Origin of the sequence: Gloeotrichia echinulata CP02 (assembly GCA_038087035.1) — a bacterium.
GTDB classification, from domain to species: domain Bacteria; phylum Cyanobacteriota; class Cyanobacteriia; order Cyanobacteriales; family Nostocaceae; genus Gloeotrichia; species Gloeotrichia echinulata.
Genome location: CP051187.1, coordinates 3244592 through 3265822 on the forward strand (window position 1 = coordinate 3244592; position 21231 = coordinate 3265822).

Annotated in this window: 17 protein-coding genes; 11 read left to right on the top strand and 6 right to left on the bottom strand. The window is 42.1% G+C overall.

Translation table 11 applies throughout. The features are described from left to right. Positions 1-4 precede the first annotated feature (4 nt). Positions 5-220, bottom strand: coding sequence for a hypothetical protein (locus HEQ19_14440; GenBank protein WYM00542.1), 216 nt, complete (start codon positions 218-220; stop codon positions 5-7). 160 nt (positions 221-380) lie between these two features. Continuing rightward, positions 381-2030, bottom strand: coding sequence for an alpha/beta hydrolase (locus tag HEQ19_14445; GenBank protein WYM00543.1), 1650 nt, complete (start codon positions 2028-2030; stop codon positions 381-383). A gap of 123 nt (positions 2031-2153) precedes the next feature. Here HEQ19_14445 and HEQ19_14450 point away from each other — a divergent pair, with 123 nt between their 5' ends. After that, a complete protein-coding gene (locus HEQ19_14450; GenBank protein WYL98116.1) occupies positions 2154-2312 on the top strand; it encodes a hypothetical protein in 159 nt (52 codons plus the stop codon). Between the two features lie 172 nt (positions 2313-2484). Here the strand turns inward: HEQ19_14450 and HEQ19_14455 are convergent, their stop codons facing one another. After that, positions 2485-2880: a hypothetical protein gene (locus HEQ19_14455; protein ID WYM03412.2), complete on the bottom strand. Its 396-nt coding sequence runs from the start codon at positions 2878-2880 to the stop codon at positions 2485-2487. Between the two features lie 566 nt (positions 2881-3446). On the opposite strand from HEQ19_14455, the gene HEQ19_14460 reads away from it, so the two are divergent. From HEQ19_14460 to HEQ19_14470, 3 genes are read left to right on the top strand one after another with little or no spacing between them, the layout of a single operon-like run. Then, a complete protein-coding gene (locus HEQ19_14460; GenBank protein WYM00544.1) occupies positions 3447-4082 on the top strand; it encodes a DUF305 domain-containing protein in 636 nt (211 codons plus the stop codon). Between the two features lie 30 nt (positions 4083-4112). Further along, positions 4113-4307, top strand: a complete 195-nt coding sequence (locus HEQ19_14465; GenBank protein ID WYM00545.1) for a heavy-metal-associated domain-containing protein — start codon at positions 4113-4115, stop codon at positions 4305-4307. Between the two features lie 54 nt (positions 4308-4361). Then, entirely contained in the window at positions 4362-6728 is a 2367-nt protein-coding gene (locus tag HEQ19_14470; protein ID WYM00546.1) for a heavy metal translocating P-type ATPase, read from the top strand. An 844-nt stretch (positions 6729-7572) separates the two neighbouring features. Here HEQ19_14470 and HEQ19_14475 read toward each other — a convergent pair. The 3 genes from HEQ19_14475 to HEQ19_14485 form a co-directional block, all read right to left on the bottom strand. Then, entirely contained in the window at positions 7573-8364 is a 792-nt protein-coding gene (locus tag HEQ19_14475) for an SDR family oxidoreductase (protein WYM00547.1), read from the bottom strand. Positions 8365-8565: 201 nt separating this feature from the next. Next, positions 8566-9972 (bottom strand): alpha/beta hydrolase, encoded by a 1407-nt coding sequence (locus tag HEQ19_14480; GenBank protein ID WYM00548.1) that lies wholly within the window; start codon positions 9970-9972, stop codon positions 8566-8568. A gap of 377 nt (positions 9973-10349) precedes the next feature. Next, the gene (locus HEQ19_14485) at positions 10350-12356 is read right to left on the bottom strand and encodes a hypothetical protein (GenBank protein ID WYM00549.1); all 2007 of its coding nucleotides are present in this window, start codon (positions 12354-12356) and stop codon (positions 10350-10352) included. 1378 nt (positions 12357-13734) lie between these two features. On the opposite strand from HEQ19_14485, the gene HEQ19_14490 reads away from it, so the two are divergent. The 7 genes from HEQ19_14490 (at position 13735) to HEQ19_14520 (ending at position 20993) form a co-directional block, all read left to right on the top strand. Next, complete coding sequence (locus tag HEQ19_14490) at positions 13735-15222, top strand: NADH:flavin oxidoreductase (GenBank protein WYM03413.2); 1488 nt, start codon at positions 13735-13737, stop codon at positions 15220-15222. 49 nt (positions 15223-15271) lie between these two features. After that, entirely contained in the window at positions 15272-16747 is a 1476-nt protein-coding gene (locus tag HEQ19_14495) for a c-type cytochrome (protein ID WYM00550.1), read from the top strand. A 31-nt stretch (positions 16748-16778) separates the two neighbouring features. Beyond that, complete coding sequence (locus tag HEQ19_14500; GenBank protein WYM00551.1) at positions 16779-18212, top strand: cytochrome c; 1434 nt, start codon at positions 16779-16781, stop codon at positions 18210-18212. Positions 18213-18377: 165 nt separating this feature from the next. After that, complete coding sequence (locus tag HEQ19_14505; protein ID WYM00552.2) at positions 18378-19382, top strand: hypothetical protein; 1005 nt, start codon at positions 18378-18380, stop codon at positions 19380-19382. A gap of 64 nt (positions 19383-19446) precedes the next feature. Next, the gene (locus HEQ19_14510) at positions 19447-19872 is read left to right on the top strand and encodes a hypothetical protein (protein WYM00553.1); all 426 of its coding nucleotides are present in this window, start codon (positions 19447-19449) and stop codon (positions 19870-19872) included. Between the two features lie 486 nt (positions 19873-20358). Then, entirely contained in the window at positions 20359-20652 is a 294-nt protein-coding gene (locus tag HEQ19_14515; GenBank protein WYM00554.1) for a nucleotidyltransferase family protein, read from the top strand. Continuing rightward, on the top strand, positions 20649-20993 hold the full coding sequence (locus HEQ19_14520; protein ID WYM00555.1) for a DUF86 domain-containing protein: 345 nt from the start codon (positions 20649-20651) through the stop codon (positions 20991-20993). The genes HEQ19_14515 and HEQ19_14520 overlap by 4 nt, the downstream gene beginning before the upstream one ends. Positions 20994-21231 lie beyond the last annotated feature (238 nt).

Consider the following 21231-nt stretch of genomic DNA (forward strand, 5'->3'; position numbering starts at 1 on the left):
CTGTTCAAATGCTTTCTTGATTTTTCATATCAAATTCGGTAGTATCTGAATGATTAAAAAACCTCACAGGCGCTGAGGGCGCAGAGTTAGAAAGACGAATAATTCCGATACAAACAGATTTGACATCATCATCGGGAAAATCAGCGTTTTTGGCGTTGTTGATGAGCGTGGGGGGCGCAAGGCCTTGCGCCCCTACAAATATCTGTGGTTCAATTAACACTAAGGTGTTGTAATTAGAGGAATAATTCCGATACAAACAGATTTGACATCATCGGGAAAATCAGCGTTTTTGGCGTTGTTGATGAGCGTGGGGGGCGCAAGGCCTTGCGCCCCTACAAATATCTGTGGTTCAATTAACACTAAGGTGTTATAATTACCTGTCAATTTCCCAGAAATTGTTTCACCATTTGCAGAGCCTCTGGGGGAATTTCAGTAACTATGCGAATGGGAAAGGCCTGAGTGGAAGCAAACTGAGCATAATCTTGGGTCAGAAAAGTACTGTATTTGCTAGCTTCTGGAGACATTTGTGCCGCAAAAGCCAAAGTTATAGCTTTGAGGTATTTGCGAATATCAGCCGCTTGCTCACCCACAACTTCACCACCAAAAAAAGGAGTATTCAGTGCTGTGGCCTGATCTAATGTGGTACTGGGGTCTTTCACACTTAGATGAGTACCCCCAAGTACACCAACCAGCCATTTAGGCGATGGGATTTGGACAAAGGGTAAAATCTGTTCAGTTAAAGCTGGAACACTTTTATCTGCGGAACTTGCGAAAATTAGGGTAGGTATTTGCACCTTGGTTAAACCAGTTGCACCAAACATCAGCGAAGTGGTAGGATTGAGAGACATCGCTCGTTTGATTCTGGGATCGCCAAGCTGATAGCTCTTTTCTGGGAGATCTTGGGCAACGCATTGGAGAGTTTGTCCCACACTCAACTCAGCTGCTTTTTGTGGGCAAAGTTTTTTGAGATTTTCTATTTGTAACTCTCCACCTGCAATTGTTAAAGCTGTACCACCCCCGAAAGAATGACCAATAACCATCGCGTTATTGGTGTTGAGTTTCCCTTGTAGGGGGTTATTAGCTGTCTGGTTGAGTTTCGCTAGTTCATCGAGGACAAAACTAATATCTCTGGGACGGTCTAAAAACTCTTGGGGTTGTAAAAGCTTAGTGTTGTTTTTGATTGCTAAATCCACATAAGCCCCATTACTACCAGGATGTTCTAAAGCCACGAATACATAACCGTGGGATGCTAAATGTTCTGCTAAGTAACGCATGTCTGTGCGGACTGAACTATAGCCGTGAGTATAAACAATTACGGGTTTGTCAGCAGTTACAGCAGTTGACCAATAAATATCAACTGGAATTTGACGTTCGCGCTTTTGGTCATTCCACGTTAACTTCAGTACCTGGACTTGAGCGCTTCCTGGTAGGCTCGGATCAAAGGAGAAAGATATTTGGGATTGTGTGGGGTTGAATAGGGGGGCGATCGCCACCATAAACTGTTGCGTCAACCAAAAACCTGCGTTCAAATTTCTGGCAACTTTAAATGCTTGCGGTAAATTAATCTCTAAGCGTTTACTCGGATAAGCCGCAATAAAATTAAGTATAGAAATGCCCTCTGGCGCCCTAGATCCTAAAACAAATGCTGCTCTGATTGCTTGGACTCCAGCCTTGTCTTTTCGCACTATGGCTGTAGACAAGTCGTTAAGAATCGCTATACCAATTTGCGTATTCAGTAACCGACTAATTGTCACCACATTCATAGGTAGACTGATCCTCAGTGCGCCCAAGAGGAAGCCACGTTGTGATTGTGATAAATTTTTGGTGTAAGAGTCCAAACCTTCAGGAAATTTTCCCGTTGTGGCTGCAGTTTGCAGATCAGTAACAGATATCGATTCGGTAAACGGACCTAAACGCACAACAACCGTATCAGCCGCCTGTGCAGAGGTATTTTTCAGACCAAACTGTGTGAGGGCGATTGCACAAAACAAACTTGCAATAGTCGTTAGACTTCTCCAGCTGCGTCCCATGAACTTATTCCAGTACCATGCTTAAGGGAATATACCTGATTTTATCGGTCTTTGACTACCTATTTTGCAACAAATTTCCAAGTTTCCCGCAGACTTTCAATTAATTGGTAAGTAGGTCGGCTATTGAACTGTACTGGCTTTGGTCGTCATTTGTCATTGGTCATTGGTCATTGGTCATTGGTCATTGGTCATTGGTCATTTGTCATTTGTCATTTGTCATTTGTCATTGGTCATTGGTCATTGGTCATTGGTCATTGGTCATTTGTCATTTGTCATTGGTAAGCATTTGAGACATATTTACATGTAGTAATATAGTTTTGTTTGTTCGCGCCGACTTACTTAGGGGCGCAAGCAATTAACAGTTATCAGTTATCAGCTAAAAGTTTTGATAACTGTTGACTGTTCACTGATTTAATTGGTAGGGGCGCAAGGCCTTGCGCCCCTACGCCAACCATCAAAATTTAGTAACTGTTATACTAAGACCAGAATCTAGTCGCGGAACCTTTAAATATTCAATTGGCTCAGTACTTTGAGAAGTGCGGATATTTGTTGATAACGGACATGGTTTAAAGATACCACTCGGATTTTTAATCAAATCCAGTGGATTAAATTTTGGGCATCCCTGTTCCCGTAATATCACAATAGAATTAGGATTTTGTGTTGAATTATCAGTTTGGTCGGCAACATAGTTCCACTTATCACTAAGTGTGGCAGGTTCCGTTACCAAAACCTCCGCCTGATTGCGTTCACCTATTGTACTTGGCACATTCTCTTGATTGGCATAGACACTCTCGGTCATGGCGAGGGGACTAATCACAATAACTAAAGCAACGGCAGAGGATTTCATCATTAATTAAATCTCTCAAAAGTTAATACAAGTTTAAGAATTAATTAGCTAGATGCACTAGATACAAAATAGCAGTTGCATTTCACCAACTAACAGGAATATTTAGTATTAATTAAGTAAAGTTATAGCAAATTATTTAAGTTGAGAATGTTAATTCCAGTGAAGAATATTGGACATTGGCTTGCAAATCGCAAAATTATGGAATTTACTCTCTATCTATGACATATTTTAGCGAATTTTTCCAGCATCTACAGACACAATCCCCCATTAATCGATTTTAAGGGCGCATGTAGGGGCGCAAGGCCTTGCGCCCCGTCCAGGGGATATTGTTTCAATTGGAAGTCCCTAAATCCCTCTGTAAAGAGGTATAATACAAAAATTTGCAAAAATTTGTCACACCCTCTAGACTCTCCAGGCGAGTAGAGGGTTGAGAATCGAGTAAAAGGTTTACAATGAATTCAAGATGATTTCCCACCAGAAATCAGTAACAGCAGAACTCTAATTGCTGATTTTTGTGGAATCAGCCCCAGTCGCCCAGCAATCGTTCCTTTGGAATAAGGGCAAAAGTTATGATTAGCAAATCAGGAATTTATATGCTCGTAGGTTTACTTGCGGGTAGTGCTATTATTACTGGTGGATCAATAATCTACAGTGCCACCGCTCAACAACAGCGTCCGTTAACATCTCCCTCTTGTGGTGCGTCAAACCGACAGCAAGTAGATAAACATTTTATCGAAATGATGATACCGCACCATCAGCTAGCAGTCGAGATGGCGGACTTAGCTTTGCAAAAAGCTAAACATCCAGAAATTAAAAAATTAGCAGCAGCAATTAAAACAGACCAGACCAAAGAAATTGAGCAAATGAAAGCTTGGTATCAACAGTGGTATGGCGCTGAAGTACCTGCTCATGGTATGACTGGCATGGGAATGCATCACGGTAGCGGTCAAGGGATGCCAACTATGCCTATGCACTCAGGAATGATGGGGATGGATATGAGTCTGGAGTCTTTGAAAAATGCCTCTGATTTTGACAAGGAATTTATCCGCCAAATGATTCCCCACCATCAATCGGCGGTGATGATGGCGCAGATGGTTCTCAATAGTGCTAACCACCCACAAATTCATAACCTAGCTCAAGCTATGATCAAATCGCAAACTGCAGAAATTCAGCAGATGCAGCAATGGGATCAAGCTTGGTCTTGATAACGTTTTTCCTTACAATCCTGGAAACCTATGACACTCACACTCACAGTTCCCAACATGTCTTGTTCTGTTTGTGCAAAGAATATTACCAATGCACTCAAAGCAGTTGATGTCAACGCTAACATTGAAGCTGATCCTACAACCAAGCTTGTTAATGTAGATACTCAAGCCTCAGAAACAGTGATTAAGGAAGCCTTAGCTGCTGCAGGTTATCCAGCCAGTTAAAGGCGCAAGGCCTAGATCCCCTACCGCGTGGTCTATCTACTCCTAACTCCCCATATGGATAATCTCACACTCAAACTACAAGGCATGAGTTGTGCCTCTTGCGCCAATAATGTTGAAAAGGCGATTCGTTCGGTTCCAGGGGTGATTGATTGCAACGTCAATTTTGCAGCGGAGCAAGCTGCAATTAATTATGACCGCAAACAAACCGATTTAGCGCATATCCAAGCGGCTATTGATGCTGCGGGATATTCGTCTTTTTCACTTGAAGATCCAGAAAAGGTCACAAGTGAAGATGAGTCCGAAGCGACAAGCCGGTTAGCGGCGCAAAGGGAACTCACCTTGAAGGTGGCTATGGCGGGTGTCATCAGTATTCTACTGCTATTGGGATCGCTGCCGATGATGACTGGGCTAAATATACCTGTGATTCCCGGATTTCTGCATGATCCTTGGGTGCAGTTAGTTTTAACTACACCTGTTCAGTTCTGGTGTGGTGCTTCTTTTTACCGCAATGGCTGGAAAGCCCTGAAACGCCATAGGGCAACTATGGATACCCTGATTGCCTTGGGTACGGGTGCAGCCTATCTATATTCTTTATTTGTTACCTTTTTCCCAGGGTTTTTGATTGCTCAGGGCTTAATGCCTCATGTGTATTATGAAGTGGCAACGATAGTCATTACTTTAATTCTGCTAGGGCGATTTTGGGAAAATCGCGCTAAAAGAGAAACTTCTCAAGCCATCCGCCAACTGATGGAACTGCAAGCTAGAGATGCTAGAGTCATCCGCGATGGTGTGGAAATTGATATTCCCGTCGCCAAAGTCAAAATCAATGATGTGATTTTGGTTCGTCCAGGGGAAAAGATTCCCGTAGATGGGGAAGTAATAGAAGGTATTTCAACGGTAGATGAGGCGATGGTGACTGGTGAAAGTTTGCCAGTCACAAAGCAACTAGGGGATGAGGTAATTGGTGCGACAATTAATGGTACTGGTGCATTTAAGTTTCGGGCAACACGGGTAGGGAAAGATACGTTTTTGTCTCAAATCGTCAAACTTGTGCAACAGGCTCAAGGTTCCAAAGCACCGATTCAGCGATTGGCTGACCAAGTTACGGGTTGGTTTGTACCAGCTGTCATTACCATTGCGATCGCCACTTTTGTGATTTGGTTTTACTTCAGCGGCAACCTGACTTTGGCAATCATCACAATGGTGAGTGTACTTATTATCGCCTGTCCCTGCGCTTTAGGATTAGCTACCCCCACTTCTATCATGGTGGGCACAGGCAAAGCTGCAGAATATGGCATCTTAATTAAGGACGCCCAAAGCTTAGAATTAGCACACAAAATTCAAACTATCGTCCTAGATAAAACAGGTACTTTGACTGTAGGAAAACCCACGGTGACAGACTTCGTAACAGTCAACGGCACAGCCAATCACAATGAGTTAAGGCTTTTAGAATTAGCAGCAGCAGTTGAACGAAATTCTGAGCATCCCTTGGCAGCAGCGGTGGTAAAATATGCCCAGTCTCAAATAGAAGCCAACAACTGGGAAGAAATATCTGCGGTAACAGATTTTGCGGCTCAGGCTGGTAGCGGTGTACAAGGTATCGTAGATGAAAAGCTTGTACAAATTGGGACACAACGCTGGTTAGCAGAACTGGGGATTAACACTGAGGATTTACAGTATTATCAACAAACTTGGGAAGCCGTCGCTAAAACGGTGATTTGGATGGCGGTAGATGGGGAAATACAAGGGATAATGGGGATTGCCGATGCCCTTAAATTTTCATCATTTGCCGCCGTGAAAGCACTAATAAACATGGGCTTAGAAGTAGTAATGCTTACCGGAGACAATCAACCAACCGCAGAGGCGATCGCCCAAGAAGTAGGTATTAATCAAGTCTTTGCCGAAGTGCGACCAGATCAGAAAGCGGCGATTATTAAATCCTTGCAAGAAGGGGGACTGGGGACTGGGAAAAATTCTCCTAATTCCTCACTCCTCACTCCTAACTCCATCGTCGCTATGGTCGGCGATGGTATAAATGATGCACCAGCCCTGGCGCAGGCTGATGTGGGAATTGCAATTGGTACGGGAACAGATGTGGCGATCGCCGCTAGCGATATTACCCTCATTTCTGGAGACTTGCAAGGAATCGTGACGGCTATTCAACTCAGCCGCGCTACCATTGCCAATATTCGCCAAAATCTTTTCTTCGCCTTTATTTACAATATCATTGGGATTCCCATTGCGGCTGGAATTCTCTTCCCCATCTTTGGCTGGTTACTCAATCCCATTATCGCCGGTGCAGCGATGGCTTTTTCGTCACTATCTGTGGTGACTAATGCCCTGAGATTGCGTAATTTTCAACGTGACATCTCCTACACTGAACCGAAGCGGTTACAGTGTAGGCTTCCAACAGCCCAATGAAGGGTATGAAGGATTTCCTTTGTGGTACTATCGTCCATAGATCCAACTATGTTCAGTTTCCCACTACGGCGTTTTATACTAGGGAAAATGCCCAACCCTAGTCTTTTTAGGTTGATTGCGGCGTTAATATCGCGGTCAACCATCAAAGTATTTTGCTCATCCCAATATTCTCTGATACCGCAATCAGTAAAAATAATTTCATTACGATAACTGAGAATCATGGCTCTTCCGTACTTAGCGTGCTGAATTTGTTAAAAAATAAGTTTGAAACCCTTGCCTGGCTCCGATAAAAGCCATTATTTTTTGTATTTGAGCTACTGTTACTAAAAATCAAATTATAAACGCCTATAAGCCTTGTTATTAAAGCAATTTAATCGACTTTCATTAATAATTAAGCACGCTATACACGCAAGAGCCTTAAATCTTAGGATATCTGAGCGTCGATTAAATAAACTGCGCTTATATTCAGTTCAAAAAGATATGACCATGACAAGAATTCTTGAGGATTTTATCGACTCCTTAAAACTTGAAAATGGTGATTCCGCACTTCGTGCCGCTTCTCTACGAGCGCCGAAGGCTACGCTAACATCGACCCGCAACCGATTCAATCCGTAGGATTGAATCGGTTGCGGGTCAATTCGTCATCACCCCGTAATTCATCTCATCACTCGTCCTTCGGACTGAGTGAGAGGCTTCTTGCGGTTTTAGCTAAAATCATTTTATAGTTGCACAGAAAGCGGATGATGCAACTTGAAATATTTTCACCCAACTCAATATTGACAAACCTACCCCCTTTCCCTACAAGGGAAGGGGGGTTTGAAAGCCTTGCAAAAAAAATACCTAATTATTTGTTGTCTTGCATACTTCTGACTAGTTTGGTTACTAGCTTTCTAGGTGTAAATCTTACGGATTCAGCGAGTATCTTATTTTTCACCCCAGGAATCACAACGGTTTTGTTTTCCAGCAAACTGCGATAACCAATTTTCGCAACGGTTTCCGCATCCATAATCTTTTGACCACTGACTAGCTTGGAGTCTTCCATCGCAGCTCTTTGTTGAAAACCAGACTCTGTAGGTCCAGGACAGAGTACGGTAACAGAAACACCAGTACCTTCTAACTCATTAGCGATCGCTTCGGAGAAGGATAAGACATAGGCTTTGCTAGCATAATAAACTGCCATGAGCGGTCCTGGTTGAAAAGCAGCCGTCGAGGCCAGATTTAATATTTTTCCAGAACCTTGCTGAACCATATCTTTGACGAATAACTTAGTTAAATGGGTTAGACACACCACATTTACTTGTAGCATTTGCAGTTCAGCCGTTATGTCAGTTTCGTGAAATAGTCCGTAGGTAGCAAATCCAGCATTATTCACCAGTACATCCACCTTGATGGATGCTTCTTGCAGCTCCGTGAAGATTTCTTCTGGAGCTGTGCTTAGAGATAAATCCTTAGCAATCACCTTGCTCTGGGTGCCAAATTTTTGTTTAAAGTCATTGGCGATCTGAGTCAACTTTTGCTCAGTTCTGGCTACTAAGACCAGATTGTAACTATCCTGAGCAAATAACTTAGCGAGTTCGTAGCCAATCCCACCAGAAGCACCAGTGATCAGCGCGGTTGGTTTGCGATTACCCTGCATAATTTTCTCCTTCCTTAAAGGTTGAAAACAGATAGATGAATAACTAGTTATTACTGATTGATAATTCAGTTACCCATTGGTAATAACTAACTAGACAAAAATTGGCAACATTTAATCAAACCAGAATACAAATCTACAGTACTTCTGGTTAACACAGCAGAGGCCGACTTGCAATAAAACTCTGACGATATGATTACCAGTTTACCAGTTGGCAATTTCTAATTGCAGCAGTGCTTTTGCTCCCAACACCTGTTTTCCCCTTTGAGGTAAGGGAATCGCTGCATTGGAATTTAATTGCACATTTGGCTCTGATATCTCGGAATTCCAGCTATATTTAGCCTGGTAGCTATTATTTGTGGCGGTAACATCAACAATTATATAGTCAGACCACAGGGGTAGCTGATCTATGTTATCGCCATATAACGAGTTTTGATCTTTTCTTTTGAAAGAAAATATCGCTAATCGAATGGCATATCTACAGGTATTATTAGCAGAGGCAGAGTAGCGGGGAATTAAGAAGGCTGTAAACAGCGGGATAGGTTGACTTCTGGTTAACTCCAGTGTGATTGGGCAATAGTGGGCGATCGCTTGTTCATGTATAGCAATGGGAAGACCACGCAGAGCAACTCGGACTTCCATTTGATAAAAAGTACTATCGCTATTACTGAGTGATATATTGCAAAGAGATAGCTTAACCTTGATATCACCAAATAGAAATCGTTGTAGATTTTGATAGCCTTCTTCAGAATTTAGCATCCCATAACGCCCAGTGTGACTCCGATGAATATAGGCGCGATGAGTTCCTTTAACGTAGGCTTTAGCAATCTGAACTAGACCATCACTTTGTGGACTTACAACCCTACCGATCATACTACCATAATCTTGTGAATTGGTGCCGATGATACAAAAAACTCGGTCTTCAGGAAATGCGCCTGCTAGATTTTGCGGATCAAATTTCGGGTCTAATCGAGCGCCTGGTTTGACTTGCAAAGTCAAATATTCGTACATCCGCTGTGGACCAAAGTCATCCGAATTATTTAATCGGAATGTGTCCCTGAGTGTTTCGATTAAGCCGCCACCAACCTGAAAATAAATACCACCATGAGGTGTGCCATAAGTAAAGAACTTATCAATATGATCGACAGCTTTCTCCTTATTTTCGGGATAAATTTTCTGAATTAAACTGCGACAGACAAGACCTCCCATAGAGTGTGCTATCAGATAAATTTTGTTAGCACCAGTTTGCTGTTTGACAGTCTTGATTAGGTCCCTTAAACCCTTGGCTATTTCCTCCATCTCCAGCCGAATCGGAGTCGAGGAACCAAAACTTTGGGTGGTTATATCATAAAATCGGTAAATATAAATACTTTTGGGATTACTGTTCAACTGGTTATTCTCCAAAATTGCTTGATAACCGTGATCAGTCATCAGCCGCAGCAATGGACTCTCGAAAAAAAACTTTTGCGGATCTCCTTTCTCTCCCACCCGCACATGGCTTGAACCACTGTTAAACCCATAAAATGGATCGTCAACCCCTGTCTCAACGTCGTTTTGTGTACCAGCATATCCCCGAACAAAGATTATCGGCAAATACTTTTGTTGTGCCATATATATCCCTCCTATTGTTTTTGTTAATCACGCCGTCACCCTGATATAAATAAGTATAAGACTTACGCATCTGTCATAGTTTTAACGCGAGAGCTTGTCATCGCGCAGCGTGTCGCAGACAAGGGTCAAAAGTCAAGAGTCCAAAAAACCTGGACTTTTGACCCTTGACTGTTGACTCTTGACCACGATAGCGGAAAATATATGTGCCCAGAGAGTAGGTCATGAAGTAATTTTTCTCTGTTACAGTTGCAAATTAGGAAATACTCTACGCCTATGTATCGATGAATTTTATAGTTCATAGTAATGCTTTAGCCCTACTATGAACTATAAAGTTACGAGATTATCAAAAGCTCTGCTAAGTATCCAGACAAGTCAACTTAGAACGTCTTGACAAACTCAATTAGCGCTTTTTTGTCTTCATCTGATAGTTCAGAGCCAAAAGTATGACCCTTGTCTTCAACAAAGTCAGGAGATTTGTTGAATCTTAAAAGCACACGCACCAACTTAGTCTTGAGACCACCACCAGGTTTCAAATCTTTGAACAGGTTTCCGATATTGAAATCTGTGATTGCGTCTCTGGGGTTGATATTGGCAATTAAGTTAACAGGCGTACCTTGAGGAATTGGAAGTCTCACGCGAGGATTGGGAACTCCTTGTGGCAGATCTAATTTGGTCTTGCGATCTGTCTTACTGATAATACCTTCACGCTTTTCGGGCCACAGCAGCTTTTCTATAGCATCTGTATAGGCTGCTATCCGTCCTGCCACAGAAGGATCTTCATTGTAAAGTCCTAATGTGTTGTTGTGTAATAATGGTGCTGTTGCCCAAATACTCACTAGGGAAGGCGTGCGGTAATATCCCAAACCGCCGTCGGGAATTTTAAAGTTGACTGTTTCGCCTTTTACAGGACTAGGCAATTCCAATGTACCTGGTGAAGGCAGTTCTTTATAGGTTTTGGAAGAGAACTGATCCCAGATATGTCCTTTAGTAGCATTTGTACCTAAAGAACGGGCGATATTGGTACCAATGAGTGTGACTGGGTAACGCTTGTCATCTGACAAGAAGTTGTGATCGAGAAAATCACTACTGAGTACAGATTCTTCGTACCATTTCTGAGCCTGTTCAGGGTCAGCAGCAATTTCTGCCGATGGCTGTTTGCTGGAATGACAGGTAGCACAAGTGCTAGCAAAGACTTTCTTACCCCGGTTGAGAACTGCTTCATCCTTAGTTAAAAAGGCCTGACCACCAGGTGCTTCTGCTAGGTGCATGGGTTTGATGGTTTTGAGGAAGGCTTCTGCATCAGCCATGCGTGCTTCTGTCTGTCTCCAGTCTTCGCACTCCTTCCGCGCTTTTTCGATATCAAAGGGTTTTTGGGGAGTTCTCCCTAACAAAGGCTCATGGAGAGTTGTCCAGTAATCGCCGCACATCCCAATATTGACGTAGACCCGTAGTGAAGCATTAGCCACACCTGTAGAATCTGCACCATCTTTGAGGATATGATTTACTTCCTTAGTTGAACCATCGTTCATTACCTCTGGGTATTTGGGGCGATCGCCTAAATTAAAAATGGCATTGATCGCATTTGGGTTGTTAATGTGATCGTTACCAATCCGAGAGGTATCGGAAGTACCCGGTCTCTGGGATTTCAGCACTTGTCCGATAAAACTAGTTTCCGGAATATTACTGGCAAATAATTTGCTTTCCTTGATGTATTGGTTACCCAAAGCTGGTACTAAGTTTTCCCATTGTGGGTGTTCTTTGTCTTTGGGTGGGTTGAGCGGATCGAAGGCTACGTGACAGATAGCACAGGTTTGTCCAATCACATAGGGAGGCTCGATGTTAACGTTGGTCGCGTACTTTTTCGCATCCCATTTTGCTTTGTCGAAGTTGGGATTTTTGAATTTACGCAATCCAATGACCCCACTTGAGAGGGGATCTTTGCACTTATCTAGCCACAATCCGTATTCATCTGGTGCTGTCGCCTTTTCACATCCAGGATCGTTAATTGCGCCATAGTGTTGGAACCGCTGATCATGCTCATGGGAATCAACCAGTCTGAGTAAGTCAACACCGCCTTTGGTACGCTTGGCTAGATCTCGATAGTATTTGGCGTTACCACCAGTCCATAAGTACCAAGTGCAACGACCCCGCTTTTCAGCATCTGTCAAATTCTCCTTTGTGTAAGGAGGGAGATATCCGATACCATCGCAATTATCAACATAATCGTATACAGGTGTATCAGTATACTCGTTGGCGACAAGTACAGGCGTTTCACTATACTCGCTTGCCAGAGCTGCCGGTGTTCCATTAAGGCCGCTAATTATGAAAATCATCACGGAGAGGAACATTAGACAGCCTTTCAAGATTAGACTCGTCTTTTTCATAAAACTCTCTAGTGTCAACACCTAAACCTTTTCAGGTGGATCTCACCTAAAGTGAGTTCCACTACTTATTCAACATTAATTCACCATTTTCCAGATTTTTACTCCAGATTTTTACTGAAGAAATTTCTGGCGATTAAAATCTGCCTGATCAAGAGCATTGCAAATCTGCAAATCAATTTTCAGTTGCAGAAACGTTAGATATATAACGTGTTTACATCTGAAGATGATGGAACTAAATTTTTAACCTGTCGGCTTTCTGCCTCTATCCTACTGCTCGTGAACTGAGTCCTTCAAGGCTTTTTGCAAAATTACGATGCTCCCCGCCTGTTCAATGTACCTTCATAGAACCTCGTGGGATGCGGGAAACTCAGTCACTTTAGTGCTGAGAGGGAAGCGACTCGGCGACTTTAGTCGCAGTCAATCTTGTTGATCCATTACCGCCTTGGGATTGTTTAATTTGGTGTGCTTTTGTATTGCACTTTCAATGGGACAATTACCATTTCAAATTTCCCAATCCTGTACGCATAACGGTTTTGCTCCTAGGAGCCTCCCTTTCGGGGTAAAGTTAGCTTCGACCGGTTATAAGAGCTTGTTAGGCTAGCGGCACTAAACCAGTGACCTTGGTTTTGTTTAACCACTAACGACAGGGCGGGGAACTAGCTTCGCATTCCGAGGTGTCGTGACTCAAATAACGGCTACCCGTTTTACCGAGTGGTCTGGTCAGCACAGCTTGCTTGATTTCTCTTACAAGCTCAGTCCTTTAGGACTGGGTTGCTGACATACAAAATTACTACACAACTTACTAAAGTATATTAAGAAAAGATGATAATGAGCAAATTTAAACAATTGTAAATTTATTTCTAGAGATTCGCTTTTTATGTATATATTTTATACTGGGTATGCTTTGTAGATAAAATTACTTGGATAGTCCTATTCCAAGTGCATCAAAACTTTGGGCTGGAGGGGTAATAATTCAAGCTAAAATTTTGTATGTTTTGTATGTGTATCCAATTCAAAAGTACTTACATATCATTCATTGAGCCATAATTTTAGAGGTCGCGTCCGGAATTCTCTAAAGTGAGCTTGTAGGTAAGAAAGATATCCCTCCTAGGGACTTTCAAGTAAAAAATATGCAATTGCAACTGTTGACGGTTAACAGTTAGCAGTCAATCAATAGCAGGATTTTGGATTTACAATTTTGTCCAAAGTCAGAGCCAAGACTTGCTACTAAGAGAACTTTACTAGACCGATTAACCCCCACCACAAGGCAGAGGGCATGAACCAAAAAACATGCCATTATCTAAATAAAATCTCAAATTTATAGTCAACACTCAGCGGTCAACCGTCAGCCCTCAACAACTTCTAGTGGTTGTTTTGATTGTTTGGAGTTCTCCTAAATCAGCTACCAAAAGCACTTTTATTACAAGTTATTGGTGATCAAACTGCTATTGCCAACACAAAGGAGGAAATGGAGGAGAAAATGGAAAACGATATTATCTTTGAACCGCTCAAATTTCGTAATCTAACCGTGAAAAATCGGATTTTTCGCTCTAGTATTTCCGGAAGGTGGGATAACTATGATGGTTCAGGTACTCAAGCCCGTGTCAACTGGGAAGATAAATTTGCTCGCGGTGGAGTAGGGGCAATTATTACTTCTTTTGTACCGGTTGCTATTCGGGGCAGAATTATGCCCAATTATGCCACTATCGACTGTGATGAACGTATTCCTTTCTGGCACAAAGTTGGAGAGAAAGTCCATGAATATGATTGTAAATTTATTTTACAATTGAGTCATTCTGGGCGACAGCAAGACATCGGTGGTGTAGAAAACTTGGGGAAAAAAGCATTAAGTTCCACCAGCCAAACCGAGCCATTTCACGGGTTTTTGTGTCAAGCAATGACACTCAAAGAGATTAAAGAAACCATACAATACTTTGCTGATGGTGCTAGACGTGCCAGGGAAGCAGGTTTAGATGGAGTGGAATTGCATAGTGCTAACGGATATCTTTTTAACCAATTTCTCAGTTCCGGAATTAACGATCGCACAGACGAATATGGTGGTTCTTTAGAGAATCGAGCGCGATTTCTGCTAGATGTAATTAAGGCAATCCGTAAGGAAGTAGGCAACGACTTTCACCTGCAATTCAAAATCAGCGCCGTTGACTATAACAACGCCGTTACCTTTTGGGAAAAACCAGGTAATACCCTTGAAGAGTCTATCCAAGTGTGTAAATGGGCAGAAGCGGCTGGCGCAGATGGAGTACATGTTTCAACTGGTAGCTTGTTTCCCCATCCACTTAATCCCATTGGCGATTTTAATTTCGATGTGATTACTAAAACTTATGACGCCATGCTATCCAGTGGCACAGAAACCACCCGTAACTACATTTTATTCCGCAAGGGATTTTTGCATCCACTTTTCAATTGTTTATGGAACCGAGTGAAAAAACAATTGCGTCCTCAGGCCTTTAGCGGTGATGATGTCAAAGATCCAAAAATTAAGGAGCTATTAGCAGCGAATCAAGGCAGAAACTTATTAGACGCTCGTGACATTAAAAAGAACGTCAATATTCCCGTTTTATGCACTGGTGGTTTTCAGCAAGCTTCTTATATTCGTCAGGCAATTAATGAACAGTATTGCGATGGGGTAACAATGGCTCGTACCCTGATAGCTAACAACGACTTGGTTAAATCTTTTCAAGCAGGTAAAGACTTGGCAGATAAACCCTGTACCTATTGCAACAAATGCCTGTTGAATGTCATTGAAAACCCCTTGGGTTGCTATGAAGAAGAAAGGTTTAATAACTACGAAGAAATGATGGCAGAAGTTATGTCAATATTTCATCCAAGTCAGTTCGTCAAATAGTCTATAATGCATCGATTGTAGATAATTTCGCCAACATAGGGAGTGTTTCATGACTGAACAAACAAACCCTACGCTAACCCCCAATTCAGAGCCAGGAATCAAGGGATTTTTTCAGCGTATTTGGGTTGTAATTGTGGGAATTGTAGCAGTAGCCATCTTTTTATTGTGGCCGGTTTTATCCAATTCCCCTGTTGATTATGCTGACATTGAAGACCACTTTAAATATGGTTCAATTGGTAGCGAACCTGTAAATGGAGTTCCCTACTGGATCTGGAAAGTTTTGCCAGAAGTATTTGCAGATAAATTACCTGGTAAAGGTTATACATCTCTAGGGTTTATTAAGGAAGAAGGTAAAGATTTACCAGTAGGTTTTTCTGAACGTAGAGTATTTTTAAACCGTGTTGGTTTGAATTGCGCTGTCTGTCATACAGGTACGGTGCGAGATACATCGAGTAGCGCACATCAAGTAATTACAACAATGCCTGCAAATGTTCTCAACCTGCAGGGATATATCAAGTTCTTATCCACAGTTGCTGTCGATGGACGCTTTACCGCTAACCGGATGCTCCCAGAAATTGAAAAAATTAGTGGCGGTCTCAATCCCATCCAAAAATTAATTTATCGCTTCATCGCCATTCCCCAAACTAGAGACGCACTAATTAATCAAGGAAACCGACTTTCTTTCCTCAACAATCAACCAGATTGGGGTCCAGGAAGAGTAGATACTTTTAATCCTTATAAAGCAATTCAATTCCATTTTCCTATGGATAAATTGCGCGAGGATGAACTGATTGGTACTTCTGATTTTCCCTCAATTTGGAATCAAAAACCCCGCGAAGGATTACAGTTACACTGGGATGGTAATAACGATTCAGTTGATGAACGCAATAAGAGTGCAGCCCTAGGTGCTGGCGTCACACCAGTCACAATTGATTTACCTCGAATTAAGCGCATTGCCGATTGGCTATTAGAACTACCAGCACCAAAATATCCCTACGAAATTAACGAAACTGTAGCGGCGAAGGGAGAAAAATTGTTTCAAAATACTTGTGCTAGCTGCCATGCTTTTGGTGGTGCTTACATAGGTAAAGTTGTGCCAATTCAAGAGATTGCTACAGACCCACATCGCCTCGATTCATACACCTATGAAACGATGTCTAACCAAAATACTTTGTATGCAGGCTATGACTGGCGATTTAATCATTTCCGCAAGACAAATGGCTATGCAAACGCGCCCCTTGATGGTGCTTGGTTACGCGGACCTTATCTGCACAATGGTTCAGTCCCCACCCTGCGCGATTTACTAGAAAAGCCAGAGAACAGACCAAAAGAATTTTATCGTGGCTACGACGTGATCGACAGAGAAAAAGTTGGCTTTGTGTCTGATGTAGCGGAGGAAAATGGTAAGAAATACTTTAAATTCGATACCACAAAACCCGGCAACAGTAACAGCGGTCACTTGTACGGAATTGATCTTTCTTCAGAAGAGAAAGATGCAATTGTTGAGTACATGAAGAAACTTTAAAGGACAATTTAGCAGGGAGAAACCTAAGTTTATGGCATTACTCAAGTCAAAATTAGGGAAAATAATTACCTCAATTGCTGTCGTTATTGTCCTAGTTTTTGGTGTTGTGGGTTACGTGGGTTGGTACAACTTGTTTCGCGAAGTTCCCACCCATTATGAGTCAGCAGAGGATCATTTTAAATATGGTTCCATTGGTACAGAACAGGCGCAAGGTGTTCCGTATTGGATTTGGTTAGTGTTACCGCGCATATTTCCTGACAAACTACCAAGACCTGGTGGCTATGCGTCCTTGGGTGTGACATGGGAAGAAGGAAAAGAACTACCAGTTGGTTTTTCTAAAAAGACAATTGGCTTTCCTAGAGTGGGTGTAACTTGTGCTATTTGTCATAATGCCACCTATCGAGAAACCGTCAAAGATAAGCCGACAATTATTGCTGCAGGTCCTTCAACTAAATTTGATTTACAAGGCTATATTCGCTTTCTTGGTAATGCTGCTAGCGACCCGAGATTTTCAGCCGACTATATTCTTGATGAAATCAAATATAATTATGGTTTTTCCTGGTTAGAAAACCTGCTTTATCGCTTTATCATCATTCCGCAAACCAAGAAAGCGTTACTGCAACAAAAAGCTGACTTTGCTTGGATGGATTCCCGTCCTAACTGGGGACCTGGAAGAATTGATCCCTTTAATCCGGTCAAGTTCAACACCTTAAAGTTGCCTCAAGATGACACCATTGGCAACTCTGATATGATGCCTCTTTGGAACGAAAAGCAACACAAAAACTTTGCGTACCATTGGGATGGGTTGGAAACTTCACTGCGCGAAACAGTGCAAACTGGAGCCATTGGGGATGGTGCAACTAAAGAGTCTTTACCTGTAGAGGATCTTCAGCGGGTAGAGGAGTTTATTTCTGAACTACCGCCTCCCAAATATCCATTTGCAATTGATGAAACCTTGGCTACACAAGGAAAAGAAATTTTTAGTAATTCCTGTGCATCTTGTCACGCTTTTGGCGGTGAAAGAACAGGTAAGGTGATTCCCCAAACAGAAGTGGGAACTGACCGTCACCGTCTAGATATGTGGACGCAGCAAGCAGCAGATACTTACAATCATTTTGGAGACGGTTATCCTTGGGACTTTAAGGAGTTGCGGAAAACAAATGGTTATGTCTCTGTATCCCTTGATGGTCTTTGGTTAAGAGCGCCATATCTACATAATGGTTCTGTGCCATCTTTACAAGACCTGTTGGAAAAACCAGAGAACCGTCCCAAATCTTTCTATCGGGGATTTGATGTCTACGACCAGAAAAAAGTTGGCTTTGTTTCCGAGGGCGCTGAAGCTGAACGTGTAGGGTTTAAATACGATACGTCTGTGAGTGGGAACTCAAATCAAGGACATCTTTATGGAACTGATTTATCTGGTGAGGATAAAACAGCATTGATTGAGTATCTCAAAAGCTTGTAAATTTGAATTGCAGGCTTTTTCCTAGGATAAACAGATTCCTTAAGTAGTTAGGCCTGAAAAAATATAAGATAACCCAAACCCTCCAGCCCCCTTCCCTACAAGGGGGGAGTCAAAGCCTCTCCCCTTGTAGAGCAGAGGAATGGAAGCGAGGTTTTATATTTAATTGTGCCGAGCTACTTACCAACTCAAAAAACTAGCAGTCAAGAAGGTGTTGGTATGGCTACTGACTATATTTTGTTTATACATGGCGTTACCATTCGTGAGGACCATCCAGAACAACCAGTTTATGCTGATCCACTGTTTAAACGCCTGCAAGAAAGTCCCGATAGTCGCCAACTAGTCCTCAAAAAAGTACCTCTCTACTGGGGTGATGTTAATGAAAAGGCAGAGGACAAGCTTCGTAAACAATTCCAAGCTTCACCCCTTTGGAATGATATGTGGTTCAGAACATTTCGTGAACAACAAATTCTCGAATTTACTGGAGATGCTGCACTTTATATTAGCCGTCATGTAGGTTCTCAGGTTGCTAATACACTCAGAACGCAGGCTGTTGATCATTTAAAAAATGCTAATTCCCATGAACGTCTACATTTAGTGACACACAGTTGGGGAACCGTGATTCTATTTGACATCTTGTTTGCCGGTCGTTGGGACTATGAAGACTATACAGAAGACAAGAAAAAAGATTTACCTGGTTACGAAGATGTGAAGGCTATTCGTGAAGTCATCTTTGGCATAGGGAGCAATCCGAATCATGGTGTCAAAATTGCCAGTATTCATACTATGGGTTCACCTGTTGCCATCTTCAATCTGACTAATGTACAGATCGGTAAGGATAGCGGTAATTCACCCAGTGGCTTCGACATTACTCCCAACCTACAAAAGCTACTGGAGTCCCTGCAAAAGGTACGCAATGGTAAAAAGCTACCCTGGAGAAATTACATTCATCCAGGTGATCCCATCGCTTACCCACTCAATGAACTGATGACTGACTTAGTGGATGGTGACAAACAATACTTAGATATTCAAGATATCCTCACCCAGGAAGCAGGATTGTTAGATTGTGTCACTGCGCAGACGCTTTTACCTATACTGCAAGGTGGTGATGCTCATGGTAGCTACTGGCAAAATGAAAAAGTGGTTCAAGAAATCAACCGAGTGTTGAAATAAACCAGCTTTTGGGTAATCAAATCAATTCAAAATGGCAATCAGTTTTTCGTAAATAAGTTAAGTTATGAACAAATATGCTGTTTGGTTTCGCCGCATCGTCTGGCTAGGGATTTTACAAAATTGGCTAATCGCTGTACCGGCGATTTTTGCACCGACTTGGCTACTGGAGTTACTACACCAAAGACCTACCCAAGGCCCTGTATGGAGTTCATTTGCTGGCTTGTTAGTGTTTTTGCTGTCGCTATTTTACATTCCTGGGGCAAATGACCCGTACCGCTACACCGCCAACGCCGTATTGGCTATCATTGCTAGGCTACATGGAGTTATTTTCTTTTTCTTTATTTACCCAAATGTGTATCCCACTTTCGGGATTATAGATTTAGTGTGGGTGCTGTTCCAACTGCCTTTGTTGATATTAACTATGCTCAATAACCCGGAACCTTCTACCCCAGACTTAGCCAGTTCTTTAGACCCTTTAGTTCATAAATAAATCTGACTTTTCATGGTAGGTCAACCGATTTTGGATGCCCGGATTTTGGATTTGTTAGGCACACAAGGAGCCTGCAAGGTACCGAAACAATCTAAAATCTAAAATCTAAAATCTAAAATTGGCTTGGTCAAACAGTCACAGCAAAGCTTACTGGACCTGAAGCCTACGATTTTACTGCGTTAGCCGCTGTCGCAATTATCAAACGGGTAATTAACGGCGAAGTTAAACCAGGATTCCAGACTCCAGCATCGGTATATGGCGCAGATTTGATTCTAGATATTGCGGGAGTTCAAGGATTCCAGATAATTCAGTGATATACAACGCCAGTCGCCTTAAGTCGGTAAACCCACCCACGGCGCTGGCTCCTCTTGACAAACTCGGCGAAAAAATATGACAGTTGCATAAGTCCTAGAATTGTCGAAAAATAGGTTTAAAATAAAAATATGGCTCAATTTATGATGATGTTTTAATAATTATTCAGATGTCATGAAAACCTTTGATGAACTTCGACAAGTCTTATCACTACAAAAGCAATCTCTCTGTGAAAATTATCAAATTACAGAAATCGGTATCTTTGGCTCTTATGCAAGGGGAGAGCAGACAGAATTGAGTGATATTGATATTCTGGTTGATTATGAAACAGCACCTACTTTCATTATGTTGGTCGAACTTAGGGATTATTTAAGTCAGCTTTTTGGGTTGAAAGTAGATATTGTAACTAAGAACGGGCTTAAACCTCGGATTCGTGATCGTGTTTTGGCTGAGGCAATTTATATATGAAGCGTAGTTATCCCGAATTTTTACAGGATATTCTCGATGCTATTACAGAAATTGGTTTGTTTGTAAATGGCGTTAGTTATGAGACTTTTGAGTCAAACAGAGAGAAAACTTTGGCGGTGGTGAAGCTTTTAGAAATTATTGGTGAAGCTGTTAAAAAGATTCCTCATGAGCGCCGTGTTCACTATCCAGATATACCTTGGAAATCAATAGCAGGTATGAAGGATATGCTGGTACATGAATATTGGCAGGTTGATGTTGCGGTAGTATGGGCAACGGTTCAGCATTCTTTACCATCACTAAAAGTAGTTGTAATGAAGGAGTTGGAGGAGATGCTAGGATGATCATTTGTCCGCTAGTTAGCGTCTCCAAATTGAGTAATCTCCTCCCTAAATATGCAACGCCATTAATACGTTCTAGCCACAAACGGACGTGGCGATATGACAAAATTCTTTCCGACAACGGGCTAGTCGCAAGTATCTCATCTAAGGGACTTCCAGAAATTACCAGAAATTAAATTATCCACAGTAGGGTGCGTCAGTACAAATAATTTCTAGCTATGTCAAAAGTTTCTCGCTCTGA

Bases quoted from the DNA above. Each gene is read 5' to 3' on its own strand.
- HEQ19_14475 (WYM00547.1), bottom strand. From the start codon at position 8,364: ATGCAGGGTAATCGCAAACCAACCGCGCTGATCACTGGTGCTTCTGGT.
- HEQ19_14465 (WYM00545.1), top strand. From the start codon at position 4,113: ATGACACTCACACTCACAGTTCCCAACATGTCTTGTTCTGTTTGTGCA.
- HEQ19_14470 (WYM00546.1), top strand. From the start codon at position 4,362: ATGGATAATCTCACACTCAAACTACAAGGCATGAGTTGTGCCTCTTGC.
- HEQ19_14520 (WYM00555.1), top strand. From the start codon at position 20,649: ATGAAGCGTAGTTATCCCGAATTTTTACAGGATATTCTCGATGCTATT.
- HEQ19_14480 (WYM00548.1), bottom strand. From the start codon at position 9,972: ATGGCACAACAAAAGTATTTGCCGATAATCTTTGTTCGGGGATATGCT.
- HEQ19_14460 (WYM00544.1), top strand. From the start codon at position 3,447: ATGATTAGCAAATCAGGAATTTATATGCTCGTAGGTTTACTTGCGGGT.
- HEQ19_14515 (WYM00554.1), top strand. From the start codon at position 20,359: ATGAAAACCTTTGATGAACTTCGACAAGTCTTATCACTACAAAAGCAA.
- HEQ19_14455 (WYM03412.2), bottom strand. From the start codon at position 2,880: ATGATGAAATCCTCTGCCGTTGCTTTAGTTATTGTGATTAGTCCCCTC.
- HEQ19_14445 (WYM00543.1), bottom strand. From the start codon at position 2,030: ATGGGACGCAGCTGGAGAAGTCTAACGACTATTGCAAGTTTGTTTTGT.
- HEQ19_14500 (WYM00551.1), top strand. From the start codon at position 16,779: ATGGCATTACTCAAGTCAAAATTAGGGAAAATAATTACCTCAATTGCT.
- HEQ19_14485 (WYM00549.1), bottom strand. From the start codon at position 12,356: ATGAAAAAGACGAGTCTAATCTTGAAAGGCTGTCTAATGTTCCTCTCC.
- HEQ19_14510 (WYM00553.1), top strand. From the start codon at position 19,447: ATGAACAAATATGCTGTTTGGTTTCGCCGCATCGTCTGGCTAGGGATT.
- HEQ19_14495 (WYM00550.1), top strand. From the start codon at position 15,272: ATGACTGAACAAACAAACCCTACGCTAACCCCCAATTCAGAGCCAGGA.